The organism is Amycolatopsis halotolerans (genome assembly GCF_042647905.1).
Lineage (GTDB): Bacteria > Actinomycetota > Actinomycetes > Mycobacteriales > Pseudonocardiaceae > Amycolatopsis > Amycolatopsis halotolerans.
On sequence record NZ_JBHRWI010000004.1, the window covers coordinates 323380 to 339379 of the forward strand.

16 protein-coding genes are annotated in these 16000 nt (G+C 69.7%); 11 read left to right on the top strand and 5 right to left on the bottom strand.

Annotation, left to right across the window (positions count from 1 at the left end):
* Positions 1-89: 89 nt before the first annotated feature.
* Positions 90-707, top strand: coding sequence for a VC0807 family protein (locus ACFORO_RS04090; RefSeq protein ID WP_377869545.1), 618 nt, complete (start codon positions 90-92; stop codon positions 705-707).
* On the opposite strand, the gene ACFORO_RS04095 is transcribed toward ACFORO_RS04090, so the two are convergent.
* Positions 698-1147 carry a MarR family winged helix-turn-helix transcriptional regulator gene (locus ACFORO_RS04095; protein WP_377869546.1) on the bottom strand — a complete coding sequence of 150 codons (450 nt, stop codon included), beginning with the start codon at positions 1145-1147 and terminating at the stop codon, positions 698-700. The two genes, ACFORO_RS04090 and ACFORO_RS04095, sit on opposite strands and share 10 nt — an antisense overlap.
* Before the next feature lie 47 nt (positions 1148-1194).
* Here ACFORO_RS04095 and ACFORO_RS04100 point away from each other — a divergent pair, with 47 nt between their 5' ends.
* Both ACFORO_RS04100 and ACFORO_RS04105 read left to right on the top strand, forming a co-directional pair.
* Positions 1195-1650: a nitroreductase family deazaflavin-dependent oxidoreductase gene (locus ACFORO_RS04100; protein ID WP_377869547.1), complete on the top strand. Its 456-nt coding sequence runs from the start codon at positions 1195-1197 to the stop codon at positions 1648-1650.
* Positions 1647-2828, top strand: a complete 1182-nt coding sequence (locus ACFORO_RS04105; protein WP_377869549.1) for an FAD-dependent oxidoreductase — start codon at positions 1647-1649, stop codon at positions 2826-2828. Before ACFORO_RS04100 ends, ACFORO_RS04105 begins: the two co-directional genes overlap by 4 nt.
* Here the strand turns inward: ACFORO_RS04105 and ACFORO_RS04110 are convergent.
* The 3 genes from ACFORO_RS04110 to ACFORO_RS04120 form a co-directional block, all read right to left on the bottom strand.
* Complete coding sequence (locus ACFORO_RS04110) at positions 2798-3403, bottom strand: CPBP family intramembrane glutamic endopeptidase (protein ID WP_377869550.1); 606 nt, start codon at positions 3401-3403, stop codon at positions 2798-2800. The genes ACFORO_RS04105 and ACFORO_RS04110 overlap by 31 nt on opposite strands.
* A complete protein-coding gene (locus tag ACFORO_RS04115) occupies positions 3400-4293 on the bottom strand; it encodes an NAD(P)H-binding protein (RefSeq protein ID WP_377869551.1) in 894 nt (297 codons plus the stop codon). Before ACFORO_RS04115 ends, ACFORO_RS04110 begins: the two co-directional genes overlap by 4 nt.
* Before the next feature lie 66 nt (positions 4294-4359).
* Positions 4360-4836, bottom strand: a complete 477-nt coding sequence (locus ACFORO_RS04120; RefSeq protein ID WP_377869553.1) for a MarR family winged helix-turn-helix transcriptional regulator — start codon at positions 4834-4836, stop codon at positions 4360-4362.
* Between the two features lie 60 nt (positions 4837-4896).
* Here ACFORO_RS04120 and ACFORO_RS04125 point away from each other — a divergent pair, with 60 nt between their 5' ends.
* The 5 genes from ACFORO_RS04125 (at position 4897) to ACFORO_RS04145 (ending at position 9254) form a co-directional block, all read left to right on the top strand.
* Positions 4897-5241, top strand: coding sequence for a hypothetical protein (locus ACFORO_RS04125; protein WP_377869554.1), 345 nt, complete (start codon positions 4897-4899; stop codon positions 5239-5241).
* A gap of 73 nt (positions 5242-5314) precedes the next feature.
* A complete protein-coding gene (locus ACFORO_RS04130) occupies positions 5315-6229 on the top strand; it encodes a 3-oxoacyl-[acyl-carrier-protein] synthase III C-terminal domain-containing protein (RefSeq protein WP_377869555.1) in 915 nt (304 codons plus the stop codon).
* 101 nt (positions 6230-6330) lie between these two features.
* Positions 6331-7617 carry a type III PLP-dependent enzyme gene (locus ACFORO_RS04135; protein ID WP_377869556.1) on the top strand — a complete coding sequence of 429 codons (1287 nt, stop codon included), beginning with the start codon at positions 6331-6333 and terminating at the stop codon, positions 7615-7617.
* 20 nt (positions 7618-7637) lie between these two features.
* Complete coding sequence (locus ACFORO_RS04140; RefSeq protein ID WP_377869557.1) at positions 7638-8399, top strand: hypothetical protein; 762 nt, start codon at positions 7638-7640, stop codon at positions 8397-8399.
* Between the two features lie 210 nt (positions 8400-8609).
* On the top strand, positions 8610-9254 hold the full coding sequence (locus ACFORO_RS04145) for a LuxR C-terminal-related transcriptional regulator (RefSeq protein ID WP_377869558.1): 645 nt from the start codon (positions 8610-8612) through the stop codon (positions 9252-9254).
* A 174-nt stretch (positions 9255-9428) separates the two neighbouring features.
* Here ACFORO_RS04145 and ACFORO_RS04150 read toward each other — a convergent pair whose 3' ends face one another.
* Positions 9429-10700, bottom strand: a complete 1272-nt coding sequence (locus ACFORO_RS04150; RefSeq protein ID WP_377869560.1) for a sensor histidine kinase — start codon at positions 10698-10700, stop codon at positions 9429-9431.
* Between the two features lie 138 nt (positions 10701-10838).
* On the opposite strand from ACFORO_RS04150, the gene ACFORO_RS04155 reads away from it, so the two are divergent.
* From ACFORO_RS04155 to ACFORO_RS04165, 3 genes are all read left to right on the top strand, one after another.
* On the top strand, positions 10839-11636 hold the full coding sequence (locus ACFORO_RS04155; RefSeq protein WP_377869561.1) for an ABC transporter ATP-binding protein: 798 nt from the start codon (positions 10839-10841) through the stop codon (positions 11634-11636).
* A complete protein-coding gene (locus ACFORO_RS04160) occupies positions 11636-14209 on the top strand; it encodes an ABC transporter permease (RefSeq protein ID WP_377869562.1) in 2574 nt (857 codons plus the stop codon). The genes ACFORO_RS04155 and ACFORO_RS04160 overlap by 1 nt, the downstream gene beginning before the upstream one ends.
* A 91-nt stretch (positions 14210-14300) precedes the next feature.
* Positions 14301-15977 (top strand): phytoene desaturase family protein, encoded by a 1677-nt coding sequence (locus ACFORO_RS04165; RefSeq protein ID WP_377869563.1) that lies wholly within the window; start codon positions 14301-14303, stop codon positions 15975-15977.
* The last annotated feature ends 23 nt before the right edge of the window (positions 15978-16000 follow it).

Genomic DNA, 16000 nt, shown 5'->3' on the forward strand with positions numbered 1-16000 from the left:
TACCCCCTGCGCCGCAAGACGGCGGGCGGCGGCGACCGTAGCGTTTCCTGGCGAATCCCAGCACTCAAGCCGAAAACGGGGAGCCCGGCATGACCAAGTCCACCCGCACGATGATCACCACGATGTTCCTGGACGTCGGTTTGTCCGTCGTCGTCTACTACGCGGCCAACCTGCTCGGCGCGAGCGCTTACGTGTCGCTGCTGGCCGGCACGATCGTCGCCGGATTGCGGACGATCTGGGTCGCGGTCGCGCAGCGCCGGATCGACCTGTTCTCGTCGTTCCTCGTGCTGCTTTTCGGTCTGGGCCTGGGGCTGAGCTTCCTGACCGGCGATCCGCGCCTGCTGCTGGCGAAGGAATCGGTGACTACCTTCTGCGCTGGGGTGGCCCTGGTCGGCAGCTGTGTGCTCGGCCGGCCTCTCGCCTACTACGCGGCCCGCCGCCTCGCCCATTCGGCGGGCGGTGCTCGGCAGCGTGAATTCGACGCCACCGCGCAGAACGCGACCCTTCGGCGGCGGTGGTACCAGATCTCATTGGTGTGGGGCGCCGGGCTGACTGCTGATTCGGTGCTGCGCATCGTGGGCGTTTACACGCTGCCGTTCGACACGGCGGCTGCTTTCTCGCAGGCGCTGATGGTCGTCGCTTTCGCGGGGCTGATCGGGTGGACTGTGGTGACGAAGCGGCGGTTCGAGCAGGCGGCTCAGGGCTGACGGTCGTAGGCGCGCATGGCGGCTGCGACGTCGTCGAGGAACGCCAGGACGACGGGGACGTGCTCGGGGTCGAGGCGGTTGGTGATGGTCTCGATCTCGGTGAGCAACGGGGTCAGCGCAGTCCGGACGTCCTCGCGGGCGTGGTCGGTGGCCTGGAGGTGGACGCGCCGCCGGTCGGCCGGGTCGGCGTGGCGGGCCAGATGCCCGGCGGCGGCGAGGCGGTCGACCAGCACCGTCGCCGAAGCCGAGGTGATGCCGAGCCGGTTGCCCAGTTCGCCTGGTCCGATCAGCTCGGGGCTGGAGACCACCTGGTCGATGGCCTGCACGTCGGTGACCCGCAGCGACAGCCTGCGCGCCAGCGCCGCCTGCATGCCCCGGCCCGCTTGCAGCAGTCGCCGCACTGCCAGGGAGACCTGCCGCGCCGTTTGTTCGTCCGCCACGACCGAATGGTAGCTAGAAGTTCTAGGGAAGCGGTACGCTCGGCTACATGGCTAGAAAATCTAGCGAATTCGCTGAGGTCAACGCCCAGATGGTGCGGAAGCTGCTCGACGCCGATCCGCAGCCGATACCCGACGGCGGCTACGGGTTGCGCGTGCTCGAAACGACGGGACGCCGCAGCGGCCGAACCCGGCAGACGCCGCTCGGAGTGCTCCGGCTCGGTGGCGACCGCTACCTCGTGTCGCCGGACGCGAACCGCGATTGGGTACGCAATCTCGCCGCCGTTCCGGCTTGTCGCGTCCGGGGTGGCGACAACAGCGAAAGCGTGCGCGCGCAACCGGTGAACGGCGCCGAGGCGGTGTCGGTGATCGCGGCTTACCTGGCCGCGGTGCAGGCTCCGTGGGCGCTCGCCGCGTTCCCGGTCGGCCCCGGTTCGTCGGCGGACGAGATAGCCGCGCACTTGGACTCGCTTGCGGTGTTCCGCCTCGAAGCGGGTGGCGCGTGACGGACCCCGTGGTCGTCGTAGGCGGCGGGCCGGGCGGAATGGTGCTCGCCTACCTGCTCGGCCGGGCCGGAATCCCCGTCACGCTGCTGGAAGCGCACAAAGACTTCGATCGAGACTTCCGCGGCGATTCGCTGCATCCCTACACCCTCGAACTGCTCGACCAGCTTGGTCTGGCCGATCGGCTGCTCGGCCTGCCGCACCACAAAGCACGCTTCTTCCGCTTCCACACCCCGGCCGGGTCGATCACCACCGCGGACTACGGCAAGCTCGCCTCGCCGTACAACTACGTCGCCCTGATGCCGCAGGCGCAATTCCTCGACTTTCTCGCCGCCGAAACCGCCGCATTGCCCAGCGCGAGCGTGCGCACGGGGGCCAAGGTCGTCGACCTGATTCGCGACGGCCGCGTCACCGGCGTCCGCTACCGCGACGACGCCGGAACCCACGACCTGGCAGCCTCGCTGGTGGTCGGTGCGGACGGCCGCTTTTCGCGGATCCGCCGGCTCGCGGACGCTCCGGCCCGCTCCCTCGGCGCCACCACCGACCTGCTGTGGTTCCGGCTGCCGCACCGTCCCGAGGACCCGCCGGACGCTGACGTCGACCTCTTCTTCGGGCGGCACCACTACGTCGGCCTGCTGGCCGGGACGAACGGCTGGCAGGTCGGGTACAGCCTGCCCAAGGGCGGATACGCCGAGGCCCGCGAGCGCGGGGTCGGCCCGATCCGGACGTTCCTCGCCGACCACGTGCCCTGGCTGGCCGATCGTGCCGAGCTGCTGACCGATTTCGGCCAGACAACCCTGCTGTCGGTCGACATCTCGCGGGTGGAGCGCTGGTGGCGTCCGGGCCTGCTGCTCATCGGCGACGCCGCGCACGTCATCTCGCCGGTCGGGGGCAACGGAATCCTCATGGCGGTCCAGGACGCCGTCACCGCGGCCAATCACCTCGTGCGGGATCGGTCCGATGCTGCTCTCGCGCGGATTCAGGCCGAGCGTGAGCCCGCGATCCGGCAGGTGCAGGCACAGCAAGTCCGGCTGGAACAACGCGCCGCCCGCGCGCGGGAGCGTGGTCGTCCGGCTGCTCCGCCGTATCGGCTTCTGCGGTTGCTCACCGGCATTCCCGGTGCCCGCGCTCGCGCTGCCCGCGCCAATGCCTACGGGCCCACTCCGCCCGAGTTGGACTGAGGCGGGAAAAGCCGAGGCAGGAAGCCGATCATCAGGGCGGACCAGGTCACGTGCGTCAGCAACGGTGCCTGTACGCCGCCGCTTCGACGGCGTTGCAACGTAAAGAGCGTCCCCATGGTCGCTGACGCCAGCACCAACGCTGGATTCCGCGTCGCCGTCGTCGACAGGACGTACATCGCGGTCGATGTTCGCGGGCCGAACGCGTCGTAAAGCGCGCCGCGGAAGAAAACCTCTTCAGCGGCACCGGTTACGAGGGCAGTCGTCACCACTGTCGGCGTCGAGCCGTGGTGGGCGTGGCTGAGCACGCCGGTGATTGCCCGGCGCAGCAACGGAATCCGGCGAGCTACCAGCGCGCAACCGTAGAACGCTCCGAACGCGCCCGCGCCCGCCAGCACCGGCTGTACGACGTCCGGACGCCCCCGTGACACCGGCCCGGCCGCTCGCGCACCGGCGAACCAGGTCGCCGCGACCGACGCGGTCAGCACATGGAACCGTCGCGATCCCGGTTTGCTGGCCAGCGACGCGCCCAGCAGGCCGGACCCGGCCGCGGTCACCGCCTTCAGGAACGTCTTCACCTGGTCCGCCGCCGCGCGCGTTCGCCGAGCGCTTGCAGCACGGCGTCGTTGTAGCTCAGCGGCTCGAACTCGACGATCCGGCGGATCGCGTCGTCGCGGACGACGACCTCGTTGCCCATCGAGTCGATCAGCGCGCGCCCGGTCGTCGCGTCGATGTCGGTGACCAGCGCGAGCCAGTAGGACGACAGCCGTGGCGAGAGCAGCGGGACCGGCACGATCACCAGCATCCTGCCCTCGATGACCGCGACGCGCTGCAGCATTTCCCGGTAGGTCAGCACTTCGGGGCCGCCGATGTCGAACGTCCGGCCCTCGGTCTCGGGATGCTCCAGCACGCCGGTGAGGTAGCGGACGACGTCGGCGAGCGCGATCGGCTGGGTGCGGGTGCTGACCCAGCGCGGGGTGATCATGGCGGGCAAGTGCTCGACGAGCTGGCGGGTCAGCTCCCACGACGTGCCGCCGTGCCCGATGACGATCCCCGCGCGCAGCACGGTCACCGGTACGCCGGTCTCCGCCAGCAGCCGTTCGACCTCGCGCCTGCTGGCCAGGTGTTCGGACAGCGAGTCGCCGTCGTCGCCGAGACCGCCGAGGTAGACGATCCGGCGCACTCCCGCTTCCGCGGCGGCCCGGGCGAACGCGCGGGCCGCGTTGGCGTCGCGCTGCTGGAAGTCGGTGCTGTCCAGGGAATGCACCAGGTAGTAGGCGACTTCGACGTTCTTGAGCGCGTTCCGCAAGGACCCGATGTCGGCGACGTCGCCGTGGACCGGCTCGCCCGCCCCTCGATAGTTCTCCGGACGGCGGGTCATGGCGAGCACGTCGTGCCCGGCTTCTTCCAGCGCCGGGCACAAGCGGCTGCCGACGAACCCCGAGGCTCCGGCGACCAGTGCACGCATGCTTGCGACGGTAGCCGCGCGGACGCCGATTCGCAGACTCGCCGGCACCTGCTCGGGTGACCGGCTTCAGCCGGCGCCGGTCTGCCGGGCGGTTCCGGGGCGCTGCCGGTCCGCCACGAGCTTGCCCATCAGCTGCGCGAGCGCCTCGTCCAGCCGTCCGCTGAGGCGCTGGCCGAGCCGCTCGGCCAGCTCGTGGTCGACCGCCGCCGCGAGCGAACCCATCTCGGCCAGCAGGGATTTCCCTTCCCCGGTGACGGTGAGGATGTGCTTGCGCCGGTTCTCCGGGTCTCGCCGCCGTTCGATGAGGTTCCGCTGCTCCAGCTGGTCCGCCAGCCGGACGACCAGGCTGGGACTCACCCGCATGAGCCTCGCGATGTCGTCCTGGGTCCGCGCGAAACCCTGCTCGACCATGGCGAGGGTCCCGAGGTGTTTGGGGGCCAGACCGGTTTCGCGCAGGTGCTCGGCGAAGTCGTTGGCCAGGTCGGTGCCGAGCACCATGAGCCGGAACGCCGAGGTCTCGGGAAAAGAGCTGTTGGCCGCCACGCCAGTACCCTATCATCCGTGAACAGTTCAAAATGTGAACAGTTGACAGATGGAGTAGTGATGATCGTCTTGGTGGTGGCCAATGCCGTGCTCGCGGTGGCCAGCGTGGCTTTCGCGGTCGTCGCGGCAGTGCGACCGGCGGCGTTGAGCCACAGTGCGGCGCCGACGGGCGGCGAGAGGTTCTACGGCTGGATGTATGCGGTGAGAGCCGTGCCGCTGGGCTGCGCGGCCGCGGTGGTGCCGCTGATCTGGTCTGGACCAGTCTGCGCGGTGGTCCTGATCGCGGCCGCGGTCGCGCAGGCGGGCGACGTCGGCATCGGGGTGTTCCGCGGGGAACGGGGCATGATCGCGGGAAGCTCCGTGGCGGGTGCGGTGCATGTGCTCACCGCCGTCGTGGTGTGGTGAGCGAACCCTCCTGAAAGCCGCGCGTCAGCGTCGCGTCAGTGCCGATTGCGACTCTGTCGGGGTGACGTGCCTGATGTCTGTGTCCAGTTACCTGCCCGCCGCGGTGCCGATCGCGGCGTTGCAGGGCGAACTCGACCTCACCGACGCCCAGTTGCGCAGGCTGCATCGCATCTACGGGCTGTCCGAGGTCTGCCGGTCGCCGGAGTCCGAGGCCGAGATGTTGCTCGGCGCGGTCGCGAAACTCGACGGGTTCGCCGGGGTGGAGGAGCGCGTCCGGTACGTGCTGCGGCCCAAGACAGTGCCCGCGGCGTCGCCGTTTCCGTTCGATCCGCTGGCGGAGGTGCAGCAGCGGCTGGGGCTCCGGAACGCGCTGTCTTTCACGGTCACCGATCACGCGTGCGCGTCCGGCTTGCTCGCCCTCGACCTGGCCGGTGCGCTGCTCGAGCAGGACGGCGACCCCGACGCGCTGGCGTTGATTCTCGCTGGGGAGAAGGCTTTCACCCCGGCCGCGCAGATCATCCCGGACGTCGCGGTGATGGGCGAGGGGACGGCCGCGGTGCTGGTCGCCCCTGGCGGGCAACGGGATCGGCTGCTCGGCTACGCGACGACGACGCTCGGCGGCCCGGGCGGCGAGGTCATCACGAACGAAGAGCAGAACAAGGTCTTCCGGCAGATCTATCCGGACGCGCTGGGCGACGTCACCCGCGCCGCGCTCGAAGCCGCCGGTTGTGCGGCAAGCGATCTCGCGCTCGTGCTTCCGCACAACGTCAACAAAGTTTCGTGGATCCGCGCGGCGGAGGCGATGGACGTGCCGCGGAAAAAGATCTTCCTCGGCAACGTCCCGCGCACCGGGCATTGCTTCTGCGCTGACCCGTTTCTCAACTACCACACCGCGACCCGGCTCGGGCTGCTGAACCCGGGCGAGCGCTACCTGATGGTTTCGGTCGGCCTCGGCTCGACGTTTTCCGCGATGGTCTTCGAACACTAGGAGCAGGCGCTGCTGTGCGCCGTGAGGGGAACCCTGAGGGACTCAGAGTCCCTCAGGGTTCCCCTCACGGCAGGCCGCCACAACAGGAGGAGCAGAACCTGATGAGTACGGAACTCGAGATCGAGGGCGTCGGGATCACCGAGCTCGCGGACCGCTACGGCACCCCGCTGTTCGTCTACGACGGCGGCGAGCTGGCCGGGCGGATGTCCCGGCTGCGGCGGGAACTGCACGACAGCATGGAGGTCTTCTTCTCGCTGAAGTCGAACCCGAACGTGTCGATTCTCGCTGTGCTGCACGACAACGGGGCCCGCGCCGAGGTGTCGAGCCTCGCCGAGCTGCGTACCGCGCGCCGTGCTGGGGTCGAACCGCGCGACATCATTTTCCTTGGCCCCGGCAAGAGCCAAGGCGAGCTGGAAGCCTGCCTGGACGAGGACATCGCGGCGATCGTCTGCGAATCCTTCGGTGAGCTGGCGTTGATCGACCGGCTCGCTGGAGCGCGCGGGGTGAAAGCGCGGGTGGCGTTGCGGGTCAATCCGAGCTTCGCGGTCAAGGGTTCCGGGCTGACGATGGGCGGAAAACCCCGTCAGTTCGGCATTGACGAGGAACAGCTGTTCGCCGCCGAAGACCTGGTTTCCCGGCACGCGAACGTGAAGATCATGGGCGTCCAGGTGTACATGGGCACGCGCATTCTCAGCGAGGAATCGGTGGTGGAGAACACCACCCGCATCTTCGCGCTGGCCGAGCAGCTGTCCGCGCGGCTGGGCTTCGGGCTGGACCTGGTCGACGTCGGCGGCGGACTGGGCGTGGCGTACTTCGACGGGGAACGCGACCTCGACCTCGATCTGCTGACCTCGCGGCTCAACCCGGTGATCGACGAGTTCGCCGCGCGGCGTCCCGGTACCCGGCTGGTGATGGAACTGGGCCGCTACCTCACCGCGATGAGCGGCACCTACGTCGTGCGGGTCCGTTACGTCAAAACCTCGCTGGGACAGAACTTCGCGGTCGCCGACGGCGGCACGAACCACCACATGGCCGCGGTCGGCATCGGCTCCTACGTCAAACGCGACTTCCCGATGCGGCTGCTCAACCGGATCGACGAACCGGCCACCGAAACCTGGCAGATCACCGGTCCGCTGTGCACGCCGAACGACGTGCTGGGCAAGAAGATCCCGCTGCCGCCGGTCCGTCCGGGCGACCTGATCGGAGTGGAACGCTCCGGTGCTTACGGTCCGAGCGCGTCGCCGGTGTTGTTCCTCAGCCACGGCTACCCCGCCGAAGTGTTGGTCCATGATGGACAGTCCTATGTGATCAGTGAACGGGATCAGCCGGAGGACCTGTTGCGCCGCCAGCACCTGCACCGGCTGCCGGTTCCCGCGGTGGAGGGCTGATGTTCAGTGCTGGTGCCCCCGTGGCAGCGACGCGCACTTCGCCGTTCGCCGTGCTGCCGATGGGGCTGAAAACCGCACTGCACCGGCGATTCGAGTCCGGCAACGACCGGCTCGACGGGCCGATCATGACGCGGTACTTCACCGACTTGGCCGCTGGACACGACGTTGGCTACTCCCCAGGGCTGGTCGCTCAAGCGCAGGGCAACACGTTCATCTCCCTGGCCCGGGAACTGCTCGACGGCCAGGTGAGCGAGCCGATCGACCTGGTCGTCGTCGCGCACGACGGTCCCGATTTCGACCCGCGCCTGTCCGCTCCGGTCAACCTGACCGCGGTGCTGCCGGGCGGTCCGATGACGTACTCGGTGTCCGGCCAAGGACCGCTTGCCGGTTTCCTCGCCCTGCGAGTGGCGGCCGGATACGTGCGGCGCAGGCCGATGCACCGCGCGCTGATCCTCATCATGGAGCAGCGCGGAATGCCGTACGCCGGAGTACGCCCGCCGGTGGACGCGGCGACTGCACTGCTGTTCGAGGCCGGAATGGGCAGCACCCGAGTCGCGGTGCTGCCCGGAATTGCCCCGGCCGACGCGCGGGCCGAGGCCGATGGGCTCGCGCCAGCAGACCGTTACGGAGCAGGTCTCACCGGCGGACCGAGCACCGAAGGACGCTCCGCCACCGCGCTGTGGGCCGAACCGCCCGCGGTGCTCGCCGATTACGACCCGGTTCGCGGGACTCTCGGAATCTGCGCCTTCGCCCGGGAAATCGAGCCGTCCGCGCCCCGGTAAACCTGACCGAGGCGGGGCCGGCCCATCCGGGGAGGTACCCACGGCGTTCGAGGTCCGTGAGGGGAACCCTGAGGGAATCAGAGTCCGTCAGGGTTCCCCTCACGAACCTGGAGACACGGGCCGAACCACCCGCGGCACCCGGGAAATCGAGCCGTCCGCGCCCCTATAATCAGGAGCGGAACAGCCGCGGCGAAGAAAAGGTGAAGCTCTGTGCGCGTGGTCATCGGCGAAGACCAGTTCCTGCTCCGCGACGGGCTGGTCCGGCTGCTCGAAGCGCACGGGATGACGATCGTCGCGGCGCTCGACAACGGGCCGGACCTGCTGAACGCGCTGGTCACGGAGAAGCCGGACGTCGGCGTGGTCGACATCCGGCTCCCGCCGTCGTTCACCGACGAGGGCCTGCGCGCGGCGATCGAGGCGCGTCGTCAGGTGCCGGGGCTGCCGGTGCTGGTGCTGTCGCAGTACGTCGAACGCTTGTACGTCAACGAATTGCTGGCCGACGGCGCGGGCGCGGTCGGCTACCAGCTCAAGGACCGGGTGCTCGACGGCGACCACTTCGTCGACGTGCTGCGCGGGGTCGCCGCGGGCAACACCATGATGGATCCCGAAGTGGTGTCGCGGCTGTTCACGCACAACACGCGCGACCGTGCGCTGGAAAGCCTCACTCCGCGCGAGAACGACGTGCTCCGGCTGATCGCCGAGGGCCGGTCGAACAGCAACATCGCCGCCGAGCTGTTCGTCACCGAGAAGGCGGTGTCCAAGCACATCAACAACATCCTGGCGAAACTGCAGCTGCCGGTGTCCGACGACAGCAACCGCCGCGTGCAGGCGGTGCTGGCTTACCTGCGCCGCTGAGGCACTGCCCGGCTTCCGTTCCCGGGTTGGCAGCCCACGGCGACCTGCGCTCAACCGGACCGAACCAGCTGAGCTGGGGAAACACGCGGAAGCGCGTCCACAGCACACTCTTGAGTTCCTGGCATGGGGACTCAGAGTCCCGCACGGACCGCGAACCCGCCCAGCCAGCGTGCGTCAGCCGACCGGCTCGCAGGGGATTTCGATGACGACCGAGGTCGGGCCGCCGAGCGGGCTGAGCACGGTGAGGAATCCGTCCAGCGGCGCGAGCCGGCGTTCCAGTTCCCGCAGCCCGGTGCCCTTGGCCGGGTCCGCGCCGCCCTTGCCGTAGTCGGTGACCGTGATGGACAGCCGGCCGCCGGAATGGTGCACGTCGATTTTCCCGGAATCCGCGCCGGAATGCTTCATCGCGTTGTTGAGCACCTCGGAAACGGTGAAATACGCGGCCGTCTCGACGGCGGGCGCGAACCGGCCGGGAAGGTCGACGGTGGTTTCCATTTCCAGCGTCGCTTCCATCCCGAGTTCGCGGACCGCGTCGGCGAGACCGCGGTCGACCAGCACCGGCGGCTGGATCCCGCGCACCAGATCGCGCAGTTCCTGCAGCGCTTTCACCGAACTCGCCTTGGCCTCTTCCAGCAGGCTCTTCGCGGCTTCCGGCTGCCGTTCGGCGAGTTTCGCCGCCGCGTCGAGCGTCATGCCCATCGCGACCAGCCGGGCTTGCGCGCCGTCGTGCAGGTTGCGTTCGATCCGGCGCAGCTCCAGCGCCTGATGGCCGACGGCGTCGTCGCGCGTCGTGGTGAGGTGCTGGACGCGCTGCGCGAGGACGGTGCTTTCGGACGGGGAAAGGAACTTGGCCGCCAGCGCCGCGTGCAGCTTCAGCAGATGCGGAGCGGCCCAGAGCACGAGCGGGAAATGCAGCAGGCCGAGCACGACGGCGGCCCAGGCGACCGTCGGGTTGTCCACCGGCCACGCGACGTACCAGTCGCCGAGCCACAGATCGTCCAGAACCGGATAGAGCAACGGCATCAGCAGCCCGCGCACGCCGTCGATCACGAGGGCTAACGGGGCGAGCGTGAGCAGGCAGCCGATGGTGCAGTCCACCAGCAGCCAGGCGGTGTCCCGCCAAGTGGCACGGTCGGCCAGCAAGCGTGCGAACACCTGAAAAAAACGCGTGCCCTCGGGCAGCGGGAGATACGGCCGCGCCACCTGCCGTCCGGTCCAGGTGCCGTGCAGTTTCCGTTGCAGATTGGCGACCGCGCGGACGGCGTAGACCACCGGCGGAATCAGGAACACGCCGACGCCGACGCCCAGCAGCGAAGCGGCGCAGGCCAGCAGTCCGAAAAGCACCGCCTCGACCGGTGCGAGCAGGCCCAGCGCGGTGCTGTGCAGCACGGCGAGGCCGCCTCTCGCGAACCAGGGCTTCGGCTCGCGGGCATCGGTGGAGGGCATGTCCCGATTATGTGCTGTTCCGGGCTTTCCCGGCAGGGGTGCTAGGACCAGTCCGGATCGAAGAGCTAGCACCATCGGAATCCGGCCCCCGCGCTCGTAGCTTTCTTCTGTAGCCCGACGCGCCTGGGAGAGTGACCGATGTACCAGTCCGGACAGCCAAGCACGGATGCGGTGACGCTCCGGTCCGTCACCAAGTTCTACGGAGGGAACCGGGCCCGCGTCGTCGCACTCGACGGGATTTCGGTTTCGTTCGCCCGCGGCAGTTTCACCGCGGTGATGGGACCGTCCGGTTCGGGCAAGAGCACGCTGCTGCACTGCGCGGCGGGACTCGACCAGCCGGATTCGGGCACCGTCGTGCTCGCCGACCAGGACCTCGGCCGGCTCGACGAGGCCGCGCTGACCCGGATGCGCCGCGACCACATCGGATTCATCTTCCAGCAGTTCAACCTGCTGCCGTCGCTGGACGTGGTCGACAACGTGACGCTGCCGCTGCGGCTGGCGGGCAAACGGGCCGACCCGGCGCTGGTGAACCGGATCATCGAGCAGGTCGGGCTCGGCGGGCGGCGCGGGCACCGCCCCGGTGAATTGTCCGGTGGCCAACAGCAGCGCGTGGCGATCGCCCGCGCGCTGGTCAGCCGTCCGCACGTGACCTTCGCCGACGAGCCGACCGGCGCGCTGGACACGACGTCGGCGAGCGAGATCCTGGACCTGCTGCGCACCGCGGTGCGGGCCGAGCGGCAGACCATCGTGATGGTGACGCACGATCCGGTCGCTGCCTCCTACGCCGACCGGGTGCTGTTCTTGGCAGACGGCCAGTTCGCCGGCGAGTTGCACGAACCGACCGTGGACGAGGTCGCGCGCGGGCTGACCGCGTTGAGCTCGCGTACGGCGCGGCTCGGCCGCGACGGCCGGAACACCGTCGGGACGGTGCGCTGATGCTGCGCCTTGCCCTGAGCACCCTCCGGTTCCGCAAGGCCGGATTCACCGCGACGTTCGTCGCGCTGCTCGTCGGCACCGCGATCGTGATGGCGTGCGGCGGGCTCATGCAGACCGGGATTTCGCCCCGCGTACCGCCGCAGCGGCTCGCCGAGGCGCCGGTGGTCGTCGCGGGCGACCAGCACTACGACCTGCCGCCGACGAACCCGGGCACCGAGGACGAGGACCACGAGTCCGCGACGCTGCCCGAACGCGTGCGCCTGGACGCATCGCTCGGGGCCAAGATCGCGGCCGTTCCGGGCGTCGCGAAGGTCATTCCCGACGTGTCGATCCCGGCGACCCTTCCGGCCGATCCCGACGTGAAGCTGGTGCGCGGCACCGCGTTGGGGCATGACTGGGCGACCGCCGAGCTGGCCCCGTACTCGCTGACTGACGGCCGCGCTCCGCAGCGCAGCGGCGAAGTGGTGCTCGACCAGGCGACGGCTGCTGCCACCGGGGTCGCGCCGGGCGGTTCGGTGCAGATCGCCGTGCGTGGCGGCGTCCGGTCCTTCCAGGTCGCCGGAATCGCCGTCGCGAGCGGGAAAATGGCTTCCGACGCGGTGTTCTTCTCCCACGAAGACGCTCTCGCGCTGACGCCCGCGACTGGGCAGGTCGACGCGTTCGGCGTGCTTCCCGCCGCTGGCACGGATCCGGCCGCGCTGAGCACGCAGATCGCGAACGCGGTCCGGGATCAGCACGCGGTCGCGCTCACCGGCGTCGCGCGCGGGACGGCCGAGTTCGCGCAGGCGAGCGACGGCGGGGAAATCCTCGTGATCCTGGCCGCGGTGTTCGGCGGCCTGGCCGTGCAGGTCGCGTTGTTCGTGGTCGCCAGCACGCTCGGGTTGTCGGTGCAGCAACGCCGTCGCGAGGTCGCGTTGCTCCGTGCGGTCGGCGCGACACCTAAGCAGGTCAGCCGCATGATCACCGCGGAGTCGATGGTGATCGGCGTGCTCGCGACCGTGCTGGCCGCGTTCCCCGGCGAACTCCTAGGGAACTGGCTGTTCGACCGGCTGTCCGGGTTCGGCGTCTTCGAACCGGTGCTGGCGTATCACCAGGACTGGATTCCGACCGCCGCGGGCATTCTGGTCGGCCTGCTGTCAGCGTGGGGCGCGGGGTTTGTCGCGGCGCGGTACGCCGGGCGGACGCGTCCGGTGGAGGCGATGCAGGAACTCGTCTCGCCGAAGCGCTGGCTGACGTCCTTCCGGCTCTGGTGGGGCATCGGCAGCCTGATCGGCGGTGTGGCACTGGCGTATCTGACGATCACGGTGATGGACGGACCGCTCGCGGCCAGCACGGCCGGGCCGGCGGTCACGCTGGTGGCGGCGGCGGTCGCGCTCTTCGCGCCGGGGATCACCCGGTTGATGGTCGCGGTGCTGCGGGTTCCGGTGCGCGCGGTGAGCGGGCTGTCCGGCTACCTCGCGATGGCCAACGCCCGGGTGCGCTGGCTGCCGATGTCCGGTGCCGTCGTGCCGGTCATGCTCGCCACGACGCTGGCCGTGTTCATGCTCTATTTCCAGACCACGCAGGTGGAATCGGCGAAGCAGAAGTACGCGTCGAACCTCTCGGCGGACGCGGTGGTCACCTCGTCGACCGGCGACGTCGGCACCGGGCTGCTCGACAAGGTCCGGTCGCTGCCCGGCGTCGGCACCGCTTCGGCGTACGTGACCAGCAAGGGCTACAACGAGAAGCCGTCCGATTCGAGCCAGGACGAGGACGGGCTCGCGCTGACCGGGGTCACCGGAGACGCGGTGGCGAAGACCCGAGCGGCCGAGGTCGCTACCGGCTCGCTGGACGCCCTGCAGGGCAACACCATCGCGCTTCCGGTCGACAACGCGAATCGGCTGCACGTCAAGGTCGGCGACGAGATCGGGCTGCGGCTCGGCGACGGTGCGCAAGTGCGGTTGCGGGTAGTGGCGACACTGCGGTCCGCGCCGTCTTTCGCGACGGCGTTGATGCCCGCGGGCACGCTGGCGCCGCACACCACGGACGGGATCGCGTCGCAGGTGCTTGTCACCGCGGCGGCGGGAACGAGCGTCTCGCAGCTGATGAGCACGCTCGACGGGCTGGCGCAGGCCTCGCCCGGGGTACAGGTCGCGAACCGGGACACGCTGACCGCCAAGTTCGTGCAGGAACAGGAAGCGAACGCGTGGGTGAACTACCTCGTGGTCGGCATGATCCTGCTCTACGCGGCGATCTCGGTGGTGAACACGCTCGTGCTCTCGACCGCGCACCGGCGGCGCGAGTTCGGCCTGCAGCGCCTCGCCGGGTCGAGCCGGGGCCAGGTGCTCGGCGTGATGGCCGTGGAGGGGATGGTCGTCGCGATCATCGGCGTGGTCCTCGGCACCGCCGTCTCGCTCGCGATGCTGGTTCCGTTCAGCCAGGCGGTGTCCGACAGCTGGCTGCCTTACGGTCCATTGTGGATTTATGCGGTGGTGGTCCTGCTCGCGGTCGTGGTAAGCATGGTCGCCACGCTCTTCCCGACCTGGCTCGCGGTGCGCGGCAAGACCTCGATCGCCATGCTCTCTCCTGAATAGGTGACCCCTGGGCGACCGCCTGCCGCTGACTGCCCCCAGCTGTCAGCGCGCGGTCAGCCCGGGGTCACCGCCCCGCCGTAGCGTCAGCGGCATGAGTCCGAACGAGGCGGGAAGCTCCTCCTGGGACGCGATCGTGATCGGGTCCGGGATCGGCGGCCTCGTCTGCGCCGGGTACCTCGCCGCCTTCGGCCGCCGGGTGCTGGTGCTGGAGCAGCACGACGTGGCGGGCGGCAACTGCCATATGTTCCGGCGGCGGCGCTCCTACGAGTTCGACATCGGCGTGCACTACCTCGGCGACTGCGGGCCCGGCGGGCTGCTCCCGTCGCTGCTGGCCGGGCTCGGCGTCGGCGACCGGGTGCGGTTCCGCCGGCTCGACCCGGACGGCTTCGACCGGATCGTGCTGCCGGGCCTGCGCTTCGACGTCCCGGAAGGCTGGTCCAAGTACGGGGACCGGCTGCTGGAGACCTTTCCGGCGGAGGCCGCTGGGCTTCAGGAGTACCTCGCGATCTGCGGCGAGATCGCCGCGGCGGCCCGGTATTCGGCGAGCGCTCGGCCGGTGCTGGGCAACTCGGCCGCTGTCGTACGCTGGAGCCGACGCAGCCTGAGCCGCCTTTTTGACCATTGTGGACTGTCGGCGGCCGTGCGTACGGTGCTGGCCGCGCAGTCCGGAAACTATGCGTCGTCGCCAGCGAATACCGTTGTCGCCGCGCACATCCGCATGCTCGACGACTACCTGACTGGCGGCGCGTACTACCCCGAGGGCGGCGGCCAGATGCTGGCCGCCGCGCTGGTGGAGCAGCTCGAAACGCACGGCGGCCAGCTGCGCACCAAAGCGCGCGCCGCCCGGATCCTCATCGAGCACGGACGCGCGGTCGGTGTCGAGCTGGCCGACGGAGACGTGCTGCGCGCGCCGCTGGTGGTGTCGAACGCGGACTATCGGCGCACGGTGCTTGAGTTGTGCGGTGGCCGGGAAAACCTCCCCGAAGGCATCGTCCGGCGCACTGAAGACGCGGTCATGCGGCTGCCGTTGGTGACCAGTTACGCGGTGGTGGACACCGAGTTGGTCGAAGCGTCCGAAGCCAACATCTGGTACTGGCCGAGCGGCGACGTCGAGAGTGCTTACGCCCGAACGGAATCGGGCCAGTTCGACGAGCTGCCTTTTGTGTTCATCTCGTCCGCCTCGCACAAGGATCCCGGCAACCCCGCCGTCTGCCCGCCCGGCTACACGAACCTCCAGATCATGACCGCGTGCCCGCCCGGCTACGAGCAGTGGGGCGTAGCCGACGGGCCAGCGTCCGGGCTCCGCTACCGGCGCGTCGCCGAATACCGCGCGGCCAAAGAGAAACTGGCCGCCTGCCTGCTCGACCGCGCCGAAGAGGTGCTCGGCCCGTTCCGGGACCGCATCGTCTACCTCGAATCGGCCACCCCGCTCACGCAAGAGCGCTACACCCTCGCCACCGGCGGAGCCGCGTACGGACTGCAGTCCTGGGGCCCGCACGGGCGGCGGCCGGACGTGCGCACCGACGTCGAAGGACTGTTCGTCGCCGGACAGGACATCCATGGCGGGGGAGTCGTCGGCGCCGCGGTCGGCGGTGCGCAGTGCGCCGAAGCGATCCTCGACCGGCCGGTGCTGGCCGAAGCGTACGACGGCGCGGTCTTCGCCGACCGCGCCCTGCTGCCCGAACGCGGCCACGACTGGGATCCGCTGCGGATCTCCCGCGGCCAAGCCCGCCGCGACGCCCGCGGATTCGCTCCGACGGCGCGCTGAACCCCGTGTAAAAGAAGGAGAGT

Coding starts and splice junctions, on each gene's coding strand:
- ACFORO_RS04100 (WP_377869547.1), top strand. CDS start 1,195: ATGGCTAGAAAATCTAGCGAATTCGCTGAGGTCAACGCCCAGATGGTG.
- ACFORO_RS04115 (WP_377869551.1), bottom strand. CDS start 4,293: ATGCGTGCACTGGTCGCCGGAGCCTCGGGGTTCGTCGGCAGCCGCTTG.
- ACFORO_RS04090 (WP_377869545.1), top strand. CDS start 90: ATGACCAAGTCCACCCGCACGATGATCACCACGATGTTCCTGGACGTC.
- ACFORO_RS04125 (WP_377869554.1), top strand. CDS start 4,897: ATGATCGTCTTGGTGGTGGCCAATGCCGTGCTCGCGGTGGCCAGCGTG.
- ACFORO_RS04150 (WP_377869560.1), bottom strand. CDS start 10,700: ATGCCCTCCACCGATGCCCGCGAGCCGAAGCCCTGGTTCGCGAGAGGC.
- ACFORO_RS04160 (WP_377869562.1), top strand. CDS start 11,636: ATGCTGCGCCTTGCCCTGAGCACCCTCCGGTTCCGCAAGGCCGGATTC.
- ACFORO_RS04130 (WP_377869555.1), top strand. CDS start 5,315: ATGTCTGTGTCCAGTTACCTGCCCGCCGCGGTGCCGATCGCGGCGTTG.
- ACFORO_RS04165 (WP_377869563.1), top strand. CDS start 14,301: ATGAGTCCGAACGAGGCGGGAAGCTCCTCCTGGGACGCGATCGTGATC.
- ACFORO_RS04155 (WP_377869561.1), top strand. CDS start 10,839: ATGTACCAGTCCGGACAGCCAAGCACGGATGCGGTGACGCTCCGGTCC.
- ACFORO_RS04135 (WP_377869556.1), top strand. CDS start 6,331: ATGAGTACGGAACTCGAGATCGAGGGCGTCGGGATCACCGAGCTCGCG.